Annotated in this window: 12 protein-coding genes; 7 read left to right on the top strand and 5 right to left on the bottom strand. The window is 55.6% G+C overall.

The features are described from left to right. Positions 1–54: 54 nt before the first annotated feature. The 6 genes from PSR63_RS15255 to PSR63_RS15230 all read left to right on the top strand — a co-directional run bounded on the left by PSR63_RS15255 (position 55) and on the right by PSR63_RS15230 (position 7,191). A complete protein-coding gene (locus PSR63_RS15255; protein ID WP_274326535.1) occupies positions 55–510 on the top strand; it encodes a hypothetical protein in 456 nt (151 codons plus the stop codon). Between the two features lie 127 nt (positions 511–637). Beyond that, on the top strand, positions 638–1,696 hold the full coding sequence (locus PSR63_RS15250) for a tetratricopeptide repeat protein (protein WP_274326534.1): 1,059 nt from the start codon (positions 638–640) through the stop codon (positions 1,694–1,696). A gap of 639 nt (positions 1,697–2,335) precedes the next feature. Next, on the top strand, positions 2,336–4,429 hold the full coding sequence (fusA, locus tag PSR63_RS15245; RefSeq protein WP_274326533.1) for an elongation factor G: 2,094 nt from the start codon (positions 2,336–2,338) through the stop codon (positions 4,427–4,429). 231 nt (positions 4,430–4,660) lie between these two features. Continuing rightward, positions 4,661–5,815, top strand: coding sequence for an LLM class flavin-dependent oxidoreductase (locus tag PSR63_RS15240; RefSeq protein ID WP_274326532.1), 1,155 nt, complete (start codon positions 4,661–4,663; stop codon positions 5,813–5,815). A gap of 56 nt (positions 5,816–5,871) precedes the next feature. Beyond that, positions 5,872–6,654, top strand: a complete 783-nt coding sequence (locus PSR63_RS15235) for an alpha/beta fold hydrolase (RefSeq protein WP_274326531.1) — start codon at positions 5,872–5,874, stop codon at positions 6,652–6,654. A 48-nt stretch (positions 6,655–6,702) separates the two neighbouring features. Beyond that, positions 6,703–7,191 carry a hypothetical protein gene (locus tag PSR63_RS15230; RefSeq protein ID WP_274326530.1) on the top strand — a complete coding sequence of 163 codons (489 nt, stop codon included), beginning with the start codon at positions 6,703–6,705 and terminating at the stop codon, positions 7,189–7,191. Here the strand turns inward: PSR63_RS15230 and PSR63_RS15225 are convergent. The 4 genes from PSR63_RS15225 to PSR63_RS15210 form a co-directional block, all read right to left on the bottom strand. Beyond that, positions 7,188–7,991, bottom strand: a complete 804-nt coding sequence (locus PSR63_RS15225) for an SDR family NAD(P)-dependent oxidoreductase (protein WP_274326529.1) — start codon at positions 7,989–7,991, stop codon at positions 7,188–7,190. The two genes, PSR63_RS15230 and PSR63_RS15225, sit on opposite strands and share 4 nt — an antisense overlap. Positions 7,992–8,064: 73 nt before the next feature. Continuing rightward, positions 8,065–8,922 carry a succinate dehydrogenase iron-sulfur subunit gene (gene sdhB / locus PSR63_RS15220; RefSeq protein WP_274326528.1) on the bottom strand — a complete coding sequence of 286 codons (858 nt, stop codon included), beginning with the start codon at positions 8,920–8,922 and terminating at the stop codon, positions 8,065–8,067. Between the two features lie 83 nt (positions 8,923–9,005). Next, positions 9,006–10,994: a succinate dehydrogenase flavoprotein subunit gene (gene sdhA, locus PSR63_RS15215; protein ID WP_274326527.1), complete on the bottom strand. Its 1,989-nt coding sequence runs from the start codon at positions 10,992–10,994 to the stop codon at positions 9,006–9,008. A gap of 80 nt (positions 10,995–11,074) precedes the next feature. Beyond that, a complete protein-coding gene (locus PSR63_RS15210; protein ID WP_274326526.1) occupies positions 11,075–11,881 on the bottom strand; it encodes a succinate dehydrogenase cytochrome b558 subunit in 807 nt (268 codons plus the stop codon). A 506-nt stretch (positions 11,882–12,387) separates the two neighbouring features. Here PSR63_RS15210 and PSR63_RS15205 point away from each other — a divergent pair. Further along, positions 12,388–12,789, top strand: coding sequence for a response regulator (locus PSR63_RS15205; RefSeq protein WP_274326525.1), 402 nt, complete (start codon positions 12,388–12,390; stop codon positions 12,787–12,789). 234 nt (positions 12,790–13,023) lie between these two features. On the opposite strand, the gene PSR63_RS15200 is transcribed toward PSR63_RS15205, so the two are convergent. Next, on the bottom strand, positions 13,024–13,530 hold the full coding sequence (locus PSR63_RS15200; protein WP_274326524.1) for a hypothetical protein: 507 nt from the start codon (positions 13,528–13,530) through the stop codon (positions 13,024–13,026). Positions 13,531–13,593: the final 63 nt, after the last annotated feature.

Below are 13,593 nucleotides of genomic sequence, written 5' to 3'. Positions count from 1 at the left end.
CTCCGCGCTTTGCTGAGGCTATTTTTTGTTCCGCTTGTCGAAGGATCGAATGCCATGCGATGGTTCACCCCTGTTCTCTTCATGCTTGTTGTTGGCAGTACCTGGTCGCTAGCAGTCGCCCAGGACGAAACGCCCCCTGCGGCGGATTCGCCCGCGGCGGAGAAGTCGCCCAATGCCGACAAGATCCGCGAACTGATGATCGAGAAGCGCGATGCGTTAAATGACTACTACAAAGTGGTGTACGCCAAATATGTCGCCGGACAGGTTGCCATCGTGGAAGTCTACGATGCAGAGTCGAACCTTATGGACGCCAAACTCGACCTGGCCGAGTCGGACGAAGAACGACTCGAACTGCACAAGGCCCGCGTGAAACTTCTGAAAGAACAAGAGAAGAAGCTGTACGCCTACACCCAGTCGGGCCAGATTCCCGCCGGCGAGTTCCTGCAAGGCAAAGCGCGGCGACTGGCAGCCGAGATCCAGCTGCTTGAGGAAGAAGATCGTCAGCGCTAAACAGCAGGCATGCTATCACCTCACCGAATCGCTCTATCCCTCTTTCGGTGAACTCGCTAAAGTCGCCGCCGGTACCCCTTAGGTAGAAGAGCCAGTGGCTCGGTTTTTTGTGGCGAGATTAGCTGTCATGCGGAAGATGCTTTGGCAATCCGGTTGGACATGGTTTGTTCTGTTCGCTTGTGTTTCGATGGTTCACGGCCAAGACATCAAGGCCATGATCACCGAAGCAGCGAAGCTAAGCGATACGGCTGAAAACCAGGACGAACTGACCCGTCTGATCGATATCTGCGAAGAAGCCAGCGAGCTGGAACTAGGCGAAGAACAGGTCGAGTACTTTACCAAGCTCGAGGCCTGGGCACGCAATAAACGGGGCGAGATCTACGCCGAAACGTCCCTCATGACCGACGACCCCGAGAATATCCAGAAGCTGGAAGCAGCCGCGCTGAAAGACTTCTCGCTGGCCATCAAGAAGAATCCCAAGCATTGGCAAGCGATTCACAACCGAGCGCTGTCGTATGCTTTGCTCGGACAAATCGAGCAGGCGCTGGCCGACTTGGACTTGGCCATTCAGCTGAACCCCAAGTTTGAAACGGCCATCTACAACAAAGCGGAACTGTTGTACGAAGCCAGTCACTTTGCTCCGGCTTTGAAGCAGTATCAAACGGTGCTGAAGCTGAACCCGAAAGACGTCGGCGCGATGACCGGTCAGGCTCACTGTTTCTATCGTCTGGAAAACTACGAGGCCGCGATGATGGCCTACAACCAGGCCGTCAAACTTGCCCCCGAGAACGCGCTGGTTTTGTCGAACCGAGCCGACGCCTACAGCGACCTGGGTTACTTCAAAGAGGCTGTTCTCGATTACAAGAAGGCGCTCTCCGTCGAAAAGGATCTCCCCCGAGCCCAGCAAGGCCTGGCTTGGATTCTGGCAACCTGCCCTGACGATACGTACCGCAACCCGGAACTGGCCCTGCGGTTCGCCAAGGCAGCCGTTACCCAGTCGGACGGCCTCGACTTCCGCTACTTCGATACACTGGCCGCCGCGGAAGCCGCGACCGGGCAGTTCGATGTCGCCAAAGCACGAGTCGGCGAAGCGATCAAGAAGGCACCGACCTCGGAGAAGCCATTCCTACAACATCGGCTGGCCCTGTACGAAAAACGCCAGGCTTATCGCGAACCGAAGCGGTAAGCAAGGTCTCTACTGTTTGCTGGATGATCCGGTGACCATCACACCACCGATCCGAAGAAAAGCGGTACATCCGGCATTCCAGGGTTCACCGCATTGATAAAAAACGGTGAAATTTTCGCCTTCCCCATTTGAGGGCCTTGGTATACAAATAGGGAGTCAAGCGGCTAGGGCGCTTTGCCATCCCTTAACACTTTGTGATTCCCGATAAGGGACGCCGAGAGCCTTTTGAGGGTCGCTTGCCGGTGATAACTATTGGCCAGTTAAGCCTTTACAGGGAATTTGTTCCCGCACATTTATGAAGACCATCCATCTTCCCATTCTTCCGTCGCGTCGTCCCATCGTTGTGGGACCAGGAATTTCAGCTGCCGCTTAAGCTGACGTTCCCCTCTGGACATGTGCGCTGGTTTCTCCTAAGTGACCTAGCGGGAAAAGCCAAAACCAGTAAGATGCTGGATCACTATACACAGGCTCCGCGAGCCCTTTTAGGGCAGACTGGGCCCGATGTCCGAGACGAGTCAGTAGCGGTATTACCGGATTCTGTTTCCGATTAATGGTTTCGGGTCATCTCTTTCCAACCCACCGAGACGCCCCGATTCCTTTCGCACCCTTACACCTGTTTTTTAAATCAATCGTGACATTATGGACCTGAAGAAACTACGAAACATCGGTATTTCGGCTCACATCGACTCCGGTAAAACGACGCTGAGCGAGCGCATCCTGTTCTATAGTGGTCGTATCCACAAGATCGAAGAAGTCCGCGGTGGTGGCGATGGCGCGACCATGGACCATATGGAACTGGAAAAAGAACGTGGTATTACCATTACCTCGGCCGCCACGAGCGTTGCCTGGAATGGTCACCCGATCAACCTGATCGATACTCCGGGCCACGTTGACTTTACCGTGGAAGTGGAACGTTCGCTCCGCGTGCTCGACGGTGCGATTCTCGTTCTCTGCTCGGTCGGTGGTGTTCAGGCCCAGTCGCTCACCGTTGACCGCCAGATGAAGCGTTATAAGGTTCCGCGTCTGGCCTTCATCAACAAGATGGACCGTACCGGTGCCAACCCAGACAGCGTTATCCAGCAGATGCGCGACAAGCTGGGTGTTGACGCCATTGCTTACCAACTTCCGATCGGCAAGGAAGACAACTTCAAGGGCGTTGTCGACCTGATCGAAATGGAAGCCATCTACTACGATGGTGAAAAGGGCGAAACGGTCCGTAAGGAAGCCATTCCAGCCGACCTGGAAGAAACGGCCAAGCAGGCTCGTCACGACATGCTCGAAGCACTGTCGAACTACAGCGACGAGATCATGGAACTGCTGCTGTCCGAAGAAGAAGTGCCTAACGACCTGGTCTACAAGACCACGCACGACGCGGTTGTTGGCCTGCAGATCACCCCAGTCTTCATGGGTACCGCTTTCAAGAACAAGGGCGTGCAAACGCTGTTGGACGCGATCGTGCGTTACCTGCCGTCGCCACTGGAAGTGAAGTACTCGGCCAACACGTTCGTCGAATCGGACGAGAAGATTCCGCTGGCTTGCGATCCTAAGAAGGATTTCGTCGGCATGGCGTTCAAAATCGTCGAAGACCCCTACGGTCAGCTGACGTTCATGCGTATCTACCAAGGTACGATCGAAAAGGGTCAACCGTACGTCAATCAGCGTACCGGCAAGACCGAACGTTTCGCTCGTATCGTGCGAATGCACTCGAACAAGCGTGAAGAAATCGATTCCGCAGGTGCCGGTGATATTATCGCCGTGACCGGTATAGATTGTGCTTCCGGTGATACGTACGCGAAAGAACGCGAATACTGTTCGCTGGAAAACATCTTCGTGCCGATCCCGGTCATCAAGATCTCGATCGCCCCGAAGAGCCGAGACGACAGCGACAAGCTGAGCAAGGCCCTGCAGCGTTTCCGTAAGGAAGACCCAACCTTCCACGTGTTCACCGATGCCGAGACGAACGAAACGATCATCGCCGGTATGGGTGAGTTGCACTTGGACGTTTACGTTGAGCGAATCAAGCGCGAATACAAGGTGGAAGTTGAAACCGGCCCACCGAAGGTTTCGTACCGCGAAAGCCCAACGCAACCCGTCGAGTACAACTACAAGCATAAGAAGCAGACGGGTGGTTCCGGTCAGTTCGCTCACATCGTGGGCAGCATGGAACCGATTCCGCAGGATAGCGAAGACGCCGAAAACTTCATCTTCGAAGACAAGATCAGCCAGGGTCGTATTCCTAAGGAATACATCCCAGCGGTTAAGGCTGGCTTTGAAGACTGCATGGCCAAAGGCCCTGTCGGCGAGTTCCCGGTTGTGGGTATGAAGATCGTCCTTTCGGATGGTTCGTACCACGATGTGGACTCCTCGGAAATGGCGTTTAAGACGGCTGCCAAGGGTTGCTTCCGCGAGAACTTCATGAAGATGAAACCGACCTTGCTTGAACCTGTCATGAACGTGGAAGTCGAAATTCCAGAAGCGTTCCAAGGTCCTGTTACCGGCGACATCATTGTCCGCCGTGGGATGGTCAACCAGACCGACATGAACGGTGACACCACCGTCATCCGGGCTGAAATTCCTTTGGCCGCCATGTTCGGTTACGCGACGGAACTTCGTAGCATGACCCAAGGTCAGGGTACGTTCAGCATGGAACTGGGCAGCTACAAGCCAACTCCTTCCCACATTCAGGAAGAAGTGATTGCCGAACGTAAGAAAGATTTGGAAATGGCGAAGTAAGCACGACTTACGCCGTTTAACATACCAAGCACCCCGGTCAGGTCTTTGCACCTCTCCGGGGTGTTTTTTTGCGCCTGTAGGCAAGAGAAACCAACTTCTCGGGTTGTCACAGATGCGCATTTTGGCGACTTTAATAGAAACAAATTGGGGCAACTCAAACGCCTTTGCATCTGATCCCCTCTCCATCGCCTGCGGTCGAGAGGGAACCGGATCTTCCAAAGAGAATCACCCATGAAATTCTTCGCCTTCCACTTGATGCCCTGGGACCGGTTGCCGGACGACTTTGCCGAGAAGTACGACACGGCCTGGACCTGGCTCCCTAACGAAATGTTCGACCCAGAGCATGGCGGCGAACTGTACAACAACTATCTCGATCAGTTGGTGCTCGCCGACCAGCTGGGCTTCGACGGGGTGTGCGTCAACGAGCATCACCAGAATGCTTACGGCACGATGCCCAGCCCGAACCTGATGGCCTCGATCCTGGCCCGTCAGACCAAGAACTGCCGCATCGCCGTGGTGGGCAACGCGATTCCCTTCTACGATCCGCCCACCCGCTGCGCCGAAGAGTTCTCGATGATCGACTGCATCAGCGGCGGTCGATTGATTGCCGGTCTGGTTGTCGGTGGTGGTCCTGAATACTACAGCTTCTCGAAGAACCCGACGTTTGCCCGCGAGATGTACCGGGAAGCGTTCGACTTAATCATTCGTGCCTGGACCGAGCCAGGTCCGTTCGAGCACTACGGCAAGCATTGGAAGCTGAAGTACGTCAATCCATGGCCGCGTCCGATCCAGCAGCCGCATCCGCCAATCTGGATCCCCGGAGCTGGTAGCCGCGAAACGATTCAGTTCGTCGCTCAGCGCCGCTTCGCCTACATGGGCATTCCGTACTTTCACATGGACTTCTTCCAACGCAACTTCGACATGTTCCGCGACGAATGCGAGAAGTGCGACTACACAACCGATCCGGAACAGCTTGGCTGGCTGCTGCCGATCTACTGTGCGGAAACGGATGAACAAGCCTGGGCCGAGTACGAACCGCATCTCTGGTACTTCGTGAAGAAGCTGCTCAAGGGCTTGGTGGTCTTCCCGCCTGGCTACACGTCGGCTCGCTCGATCGCTGGCATCCAGAAGGGCCTGCAGCAGTTCATGAGCACCTGCGAAACCCGCGAAGACATCGAAGCAGGCGGGTACGCCATTGTCGGCAGCCCCGACACCGTGCGTCAGAAGCTATCCGAACGCATCAAGAAGCTGGGCGTGGGCAACCTGCTGGGCTTGTTCCAACTCGGTACGCTACCGCACGACATGACCTGCAAGAACATGAAGCTGTTCGCCGAAAAGGTCATGCCCGGCCTTCGCGAAGAGATGAATGCCGCTCTGACGAGTTAAGCGCCGCAAGTCTTCTTGCTGAAAACTGAACACTGAAAACAGAACGCTCCTTCCGCATGAAAACTGAAAACAAGACGCTCAACATCGCCGGTAAGAAAACGCAGCTCACCATCCTGGGCGAAGGTCCTCCGCTGCTTTACCTGCACTCAGCTGGCGGCGAGACCGAACCGATCGCGTTTCATCACAAGCTGGCCGAGAAGTACACCGTCTACCTACCGGCTCATCCTGGCTTCGCGCTCAGCGAAGGCCTGGACCAGATCGAAGACATCCACGACCTGGCCTGGCACTATGTCGACCTGCTGGGCGAGCTAAACCTGGAGAACGTTCCGGTCGTCAGCTACTCTCTGGGTGCCTGGACCGCGGCCGAAGTGAAACTGATTCGCCCCAACCTGATCGGCCCGCTGGTGATGATCGCCGCAGCCGGTTTGCACGTGGATGGGTCCCCGATGGAAGAGCTGTTCATCGACAGCTTCGACAAGCTCCGCGAGTTGCTCTTCTTCGATCCCGCCAGCCAGGAAGCGATCGACTACTTCCCAGCCGATACCAACGACCCGCGGATCCTCATGTGGCTGCGAGCACGTGAAGCGACGGCTCGTGTTGGCTGGAACCCTTATCTGCACGATCCCAAACTGGCAGGGCACCTGCATCGGCTGGACGGCCCGGTACAAGTCATCTGGGGCCGTCATGACAAGCTGATCCCATTGGCCCACGGCGAGTACTACACAGAGCATTTGCCCAATGCCAAGCTGGCCGTCCTGGAAGAGTGCGGGCACATGGTCCCCTACGAAAAGACGGACGAAGCCGCCGCAATCACGTTGGATTTCTTGGGTTCGGTCTAGTAGCATTGGAGCTAGTCTCCAACCATCGACCGCTCACCCAACGCCACTATGACCAAGAACGACTTCATCATTCCGGCTGTCTTCGGGCTGATTCTTGTCGTGATCTATCTTGCGTCGCTGGATTGGATTTCGCCACCGTCACTTACCGTAAAAGTCTTTGGCAAACCTGTCGCGAACGCTCCGGTTGGGTTCTTCAATTCTCAATACGGTCATGCCGTGACCGACGCAAATGGTACCGTCCATTTGCCAAGCACGAGAGGTCCCGATACTAGTATCCGTGTTTCCCTTCCCGATGGCACCGGAGTATACATTCGTTTTCCAACATACGGAAATAAGACGGTCGACATCCAAGGCCCAAAAACGATCACCCGAACCGAGATCTATTACTTTGGAATAATCAAGTCGACAGAAGAAAGCTCGATGTACAGGTTCACCGGCAAGCAGGCCGATGCCATCAAGGGCAAGAAAATGACGATCGAAGAACTTCAGGAGCAGATCGATCGCAAAGTCGAACAGCAAATGTATCCCGCGACCTAAACATACCGATGCATCGGCAAGTCATAGTGCGGTGCCCAGCCCAGCGGCAGCGTGACGCCGGTGATCCAGCTGGCTTCTTCCGAGACGAGAAACGCGACGGCGTTGGCTACGTCGTGCGGCACGCCAACGCCCAACGGATGACAGGCTTCGATATCCTGGCGTAGCTGTTCGACTTCCTCGCGGGTTTCGCATTCTTCGGCGAAACGCATGGCCATCGGCGTGGTGACGATACCAGGAGCGACGGCGACGACGCGGATCTTCTTCGGCCCCAGTTCCCAGGCCAACGACTGCGTGAAGCCGTTGAGGCCTGCTTTACTGGCACTGTAAACCGAGAAGCCAACGCACCCACCCAGCCCCAGGGCTGAGGCCACATTGAGGATGACACCGCCGGGCGATGGCAGCAGCGGCAGAAATGCCCGGGTCATGCGAATCGCACCGGTCAGGTTGATATCCAACAGTTGTTGCCACTGACCTTCAGCGTAGTCTTCCAGGTTCTGGCAAAGCTCGATGCCGGCGTTATTGATCAGGTAATCGATCTTGCCGAACTTTTCCTCGGCCGCGGTCTTCAGTGCCGCAATCTGCTCGTCGCTGGTGACATCGCAGTTTTGATAGAGAAACGGGGTGCCTTGTCGCTCGAGCCGCTTGAGAACGCGTTTGGGCTCGTGGCGATTGGCAACGACAATCGAGGCTCCTTCTTTCGAGAGACGCTCGACAATCGCTCCGCCGATACCGCGATCGCTGGCCCCGGTAATCAGGGCCACCTTGCCGTCGAATCTTAAAGAACTGGAAGCATCTGTCATGCGCGGCAGCCGTGTACCTTCGTCGCCCCTCACCCTAGCCCTCTCCCCTAAGGGGCGAGGGAACCGGAGTGGCTTAGTGCTTGCTCGCGGGGCGATCGAACCATTTGCGAAGCGTGTTGAAGGTCGTATCACGCCCGATCTTGCCGATGCTCATCGTCAGCGGAATCTTCTTTGGGCAGACGGCCACACAGTTCTGGGCGTTACCGCAAACCTGAATACCACCTTCGTCGGTCAGTGCGTCGAGGCGTTCTCCAGCCATCATCTTGCCGGTGGGGTGCAAGTTGAACAGCACCACCTGGCTGATCGCCGCGGGGCCGACAAAGCCATGGCTGTAGGCATCGAGCTTACGCTTCTCGAAGTCGGCATCTGATTCGCCGGAATGCGGCATCAATTCGATCTTCGAGTACTGCGGGCATGCTTCCACGCAGCAGCCGCACGTCATGCATTCGCTCAGCGGGTAGGCCATTTCCTGGTTCCCGCGCGACTGCTTCGGACCTGGCCCCAGGTCGTAGTAACCGTCGGCCGGGATCCAACCTTTGACCTTCTTCAGGGCGTTGAACATGCGGCTACGATCAACGAACAGGTCCCGCACGACCGGGAACTTGGTCATCGGACGAAGTTCGATCTCGTTGCCGTCTTCCAGCAGCTTGTCGACCAGGCACGAGCAGGACTGACGAACCTTGCCGTTGATCACCATCGTGCAGGCACCGCAAACTTCTTCCAGGCAGCCACAATCCCAGCAAACAGGCGTGGTCTTCTCGCCGTTGGAAGTCTTCGCCTTGGCGGCGATCTTCTGCAGCACGCTGATCACGTTCAGTTCGGATTCGTAGTCGAGCTCGAACCGTTGCCAATAGCTTGGTTTCCCCGGACCATCCTGGCGAAGGATTTTCACGAAGAACGTTTTTGGCGTATTTTGCGAATGGGCAATCATATTCTTAGCTTTTCAGGTTCCAGTTTTCTGTGCTGTACGCTTGGCCTAAGCCAAGCCATCTCTGACACATTCGAAGGCGGAAACTAACCAGTCGCAGCGGCGGGATCGCCTTGGGCTGCGGCTTTCTTCTTCGCTTTCCGTTCCTTCCAAACTTCACTGATCTGTTCGGCTCCAACGAGGCCGTACAGGCGAGGCCGTGGTGGCTCGATGCTTGTATCGACTTCTTCGTAGCTGATATTGACGTCTTTTCCATCGTAGGTCGCGATGGTGCTCTTGAGGAACTTATCGACGTTTGCTTCAAACTTGTCGCACCACTCTTCGGCCTGACGACGATGTTCGACGGGATCGGTAGCGGTGAGGCCTGGTAGTTCAAACTCGGGCTTGTAGTGAGCACCGCGGCATTCGTCACGCTGCAACGCACCCTTGAGGATCGCCTCGGCGATCGGGAACATGTCTTGCAGGGCCTTGGTGAACAGCACGTTCTGGTTTGACCAGTTGCCCGTATCGCTCAAAGCACACTTCCAAGCTCGCTCCTTTAGGTCGGCCAGCTTGCCGATGCCTTCTTCGAGCTGCGCGTTCTTTCGCACGACCGTCGCAATGTTGGTCATCATATTGCCCAGCTCCTGATGGATCAGGTAAGGGTTTTCGTCCCCCTTCTGCTTGAGCAAGTTGTCGTGACGTTCCTGGTGTTCCTTGACGGCCGCCTCGTAAAGCGAAGCTGGCTGATCGGCAGCCGAGGTGCCTGGGGACATGCTGCTCAGCAAGGTCTCCAGACCCGGTGCGATGAACAACCCCGAGAAGATACACGACAACAGCGAGTTCGCCCCCAACCGGTTTGCACCGTGGTAGTGGTAATCGACTTCGCCGATGGCGTACAAGTTCGGGATATTCGTCTGCTGGTTGATCGGCGAACCGGCAACCAAACCGCCGCTTTCTTTCTTCTCGTAGTTAGTCCACAGGCCACCCATGCTGTAGTGAACCGCCGGGAAAATCCGCATCGGCGTGTAACACGGGTCGACACCTTGGAACTTGCGGTAGATATCGAGAATACCGCCCAGCTTACGATTGAGTTCGCTCGCTTCGATGTGCGTCAGGTCAAGGTAAACGCACTGTCGATCGGTCTCAACGCTGAGTCCGCCGTTCACACAGACATCGAAGATTTCACGCGTGGCGATGTCGCGAGGAACCAGGTTGCCGTATTCCGGATAACGTTCTTCCAGGAAGTAGTAACGTTCCGATTCGGGAATGTCTTTCGGAGCGCGAGAATCATGAGGGGTCTTGGGAACCCAAACACGTCCCCCTTCACCACGAGCCGACTCGCTCATCAGGCGAAGCTTATCCGCACCGGGGATGGCCGTCGGATGCACCTGGATGCACTCACCGTTACCGTACTTGGCACCGGCCTGCACGCAGCGACTGGCGGCCGAACCGTTACAGGTCATGCTCATCGTGCTGCGGCCATAGATCAAACCGCACCCGCCGGTCGCGACGACAACGGCGTCGGCCTTGAACGAGCGGATTTCCATGCTGTATAGGTCTTGAGCAACCGCACCGACGCACGTTCCGTCTTCGTTCTGGATTGGGCCAAGGAAGTCCCACATCTCGTACTTCTTGACCAGGCCTTCGACTTCCCAGCGGCGAACTTGTTCGTCCAGGGCGTAGAGCAGCTGCTGTCCGGTGGTAGCACCGGCGAAAGCCGTTCGCTTGTAGAGCGTACCGCCGAAACGACGACGGTCGATGAAACCTTCCGTCGTTCGATTGAATGGAACGCCCAGGCGATCCATTAGGTCGATGACCTTCGGAGCCCACATGGCCATTTCGTAGACCGGAGGCTGGTGATTCAGAAAGTCGCCACCGTAGACGGTGTCGTCGAAGTGCTTATATTCGTCGTCACCCAGTTGGCGAGTGGCGTCGTTGACACTATTAATGCCACCCTGAGCACACACACTGTGCGAGCGTTTGACCGGCGTGAGGCTCATCAAATCGACTTTGATGCCCAACTCGGCCAGCTTCATGGTGGCAGCCAGACCGGCCAAACCACCACCGACAACTAGAACTCGCTTCTCTGCCATTCCCGTCCACCTTTGGCTCTTGGGTTTTCAATTGGCGGCGTCTCTCCTTTCAGGGGTTAACCGAAAGGAGTCGCGTGGCTTTAACGCTTCGACTCGGCCTGGGCGGCGTCGTCCGATTCTTCCGCGTGGTAGTACTTCGACTCTTTGGAGTGCTTATGATCGTTCGGCACAATGTCGCCTGTTTCGACCAGCAGCTCGTAGGCTTTGTCTTCTTCCTTACGCACTTCGGCGATCTTCTCTGAACTCATCGAGTAAAGCCCGATGATCGAAGTCATGCCAACGACGGCCAGAACAACGAACAGCACGTTGGCCACAATCTTGGCCTTCTCCTGGGCCTTGGCACTGATCCAGAAACCCCAGGTAATCCCAAAGGTGAACAGACCGTTGGTGAAGTGGAACGTGGCCGCCAGCACGCCGATCGCGTAGAGAATCGGCACGATGATCGAGGCCTGCATCGCTTCGGCACCGCTACTGGCCGCGTTGTACGGCGAGAACTGAGCACCGAACAGCGGATGAGCAATGTTATTCACCCAGAAGCTGGCATGAATCCAACCGTGCATGTGAAACACGTGCCAGGCAATAAACAGGAACGCAATCAGCCCTGTTGCCCGCTGCATCGTGTAGCGGAAGTTGCTGTTATAGGGGTAGCTTTGCGTGTTCGGGTTGCCATCTTTCGTGATGATCAAGCCGTACACGGCGTGAAAGATGATCGGCAGAAAGATCAGCGACCATTCGACCAGCGGCAACAGTGGCCCCAGCGAATGGATATGAAACACTAACCGCTGAAACAACCGCGGCGAGCCGAACACGCTGGCGTTCACCGAGAGGTGCACCACCATGTAGGCACCGATGGGGATCAGGCCGGTTAAAGAATGCAGGCGACGCAACAGGAACTCGTTGCGTTGTAAAAAACTAGGTGCCGAGCTCACCACAGACCCTTTCCGAAATCGACATTTCGCTGGTAGGGCGAAATATCGCTTACAAGTGTTGTCTTCAGATCGCTTTTTGACGCAATCAGCGCCCTTCGGCCGCTACTCCGACCATCCATCGAAAGGGGCCGCTCGCATGTCACAAGTTATAGCGGAATCACGACTTAGTTATAAGTACCCCTTCATTAAGAGACCGAAAATCGAGGGTAGTATCAACATTGCTGATAAAGTGGGCAGGTTTTCCACATGTTCCTGTCAGATTGGCAGCAGCTGTCGGTAAAGTTGCCCTTAGCCGAATGTGAAAATGGCCGGAAGATACCGTTTTCTGTCGTATTTTCCGCATCCGATCGATCGGTATTGCACCTGGTGGGCTTTCTAGCCAAAAATGGGAACTACATTTGCATGTTAAAGCGTCGAAGCTTTTGTCCTGCCAACACGTTACGCGTGCGTAGCGACTCAGTGCCATGCGAAATTCTGAACATCCCACAATGTTGATCACCGACGACGATCGCGCCTTCCGCGAGACGATGGCGGAGGTGTTTGCTCGTCGCGGGTTTGAACCCATCCTGGCAGCCAACGGCGACGAGGCAATCCACGTAGCTCAGGGAACTACAGTTCACGTCGCACTATTCGATTTCCACATGCCCGAGCGAACCGGTTTGGAGTCGATTTCGGCCTGTCGCAGCCTGGGAATCAACATTCCCTACATTCTTTTGACCGGCGGACTCGACCAAGCCATCGCCAATCAGGCCGAGAGCGTGGAAGTCTTCTCACTGCTGGAGAAGCCTGTCAGTATTCAGATTGTGACCGGCGTAGTGAAAGAAGCGATGGCCAGCCATTACTCATGGTATGAAGCAGGGCGATAATGCCCGACCGTTGGAAATTTCTCTGTGCGGGCCCGGAAGACTCCCCGCTAGAAATCGAGGGCGTTCGCATCTGGCAGCACAAATGGTTACGTGTTGCCCAGGACCAAGTTGAAGTAATTGATCCGTTATACGGTCAAACCTATCAGCTTGAAATCTACGAGATTCACCACGATGACAGAACAATAAAGTTCGCCGCGGGTGAGTTCTCTGCCTCGGTATGGGGTTTCTATGTTGTCACGGATGAGTGTTAGCTGTTATCGCCGCAGCAACTTTCCAGACTCCATCATTCTGCTCGACGCGGTAACCGGTTAGATCTTCATCGCCAGCTAAGCCAATCAATGGTTTATCCTGCGAGTCATCCCCGCCGTAGACTTTGCCGATAGCCAGAATCGTCGTGTCGTCAAATCGTCTGGCCGACTTGATCATGAAGAGAACGATATCACCATCCGGATCGACTTCGCCGAACGATTTAATGACTTGTGGAAAATCTTGGAACCGGGCGACAAACTCGTCCGAGGGCGTATCACCAAAGACCATAAACAGCCACTGTGCCTTTTTGGCCTTACGTCCTGAAACCTCGTTCTCGATCTGATAACGCAGTATTGCCTCCGCAACGTCCAGCGCTTCTTCGTCCGAGATCGACCACGTATCGTAAGGTGGAGTTGGTCCAGGATTCAGTTGCCAAATGCTGATTGCAACACCCAAAAAGATCGACCCAACCGCTCCGATAACTCTCCACATAATCATCCTCGCTGAATCTCTAGGTGAGGGAATGAGCTCCTCGAGCGTCCGAACGTTGGCTTC

The organism is Bremerella sp. P1 (genome assembly GCF_028748185.1).
Lineage (GTDB): Bacteria > Planctomycetota > Planctomycetia > Pirellulales > Pirellulaceae > Bremerella.
The sequence above is the reverse complement of the archived record's forward strand: the minus strand, read 5'-3'. Positions and strand labels throughout refer to the sequence as shown.

Bases quoted from the DNA above. Each gene is read 5' to 3' on its own strand.
- PSR63_RS15255 (WP_274326535.1), top strand. From the start codon at position 55: ATGCGATGGTTCACCCCTGTTCTCTTCATGCTTGTTGTTGGCAGTACC.
- PSR63_RS15250 (WP_274326534.1), top strand. From the start codon at position 638: ATGCGGAAGATGCTTTGGCAATCCGGTTGGACATGGTTTGTTCTGTTC.
- fusA (WP_274326533.1), top strand. From the start codon at position 2,336: ATGGACCTGAAGAAACTACGAAACATCGGTATTTCGGCTCACATCGAC.
- PSR63_RS15240 (WP_274326532.1), top strand. From the start codon at position 4,661: ATGAAATTCTTCGCCTTCCACTTGATGCCCTGGGACCGGTTGCCGGAC.
- PSR63_RS15235 (WP_274326531.1), top strand. From the start codon at position 5,872: ATGAAAACTGAAAACAAGACGCTCAACATCGCCGGTAAGAAAACGCAG.
- PSR63_RS15230 (WP_274326530.1), top strand. From the start codon at position 6,703: ATGACCAAGAACGACTTCATCATTCCGGCTGTCTTCGGGCTGATTCTT.
- PSR63_RS15225 (WP_274326529.1), bottom strand. From the start codon at position 7,991: ATGACAGATGCTTCCAGTTCTTTAAGATTCGACGGCAAGGTGGCCCTG.
- sdhB (WP_274326528.1), bottom strand. From the start codon at position 8,922: ATGATTGCCCATTCGCAAAATACGCCAAAAACGTTCTTCGTGAAAATC.
- sdhA (WP_274326527.1), bottom strand. From the start codon at position 10,994: ATGGCAGAGAAGCGAGTTCTAGTTGTCGGTGGTGGTTTGGCCGGTCTG.
- PSR63_RS15205 (WP_274326525.1), top strand. From the start codon at position 12,388: ATGCGAAATTCTGAACATCCCACAATGTTGATCACCGACGACGATCGC.
- PSR63_RS15200 (WP_274326524.1), bottom strand. From the start codon at position 13,530: ATGTGGAGAGTTATCGGAGCGGTTGGGTCGATCTTTTTGGGTGTTGCA.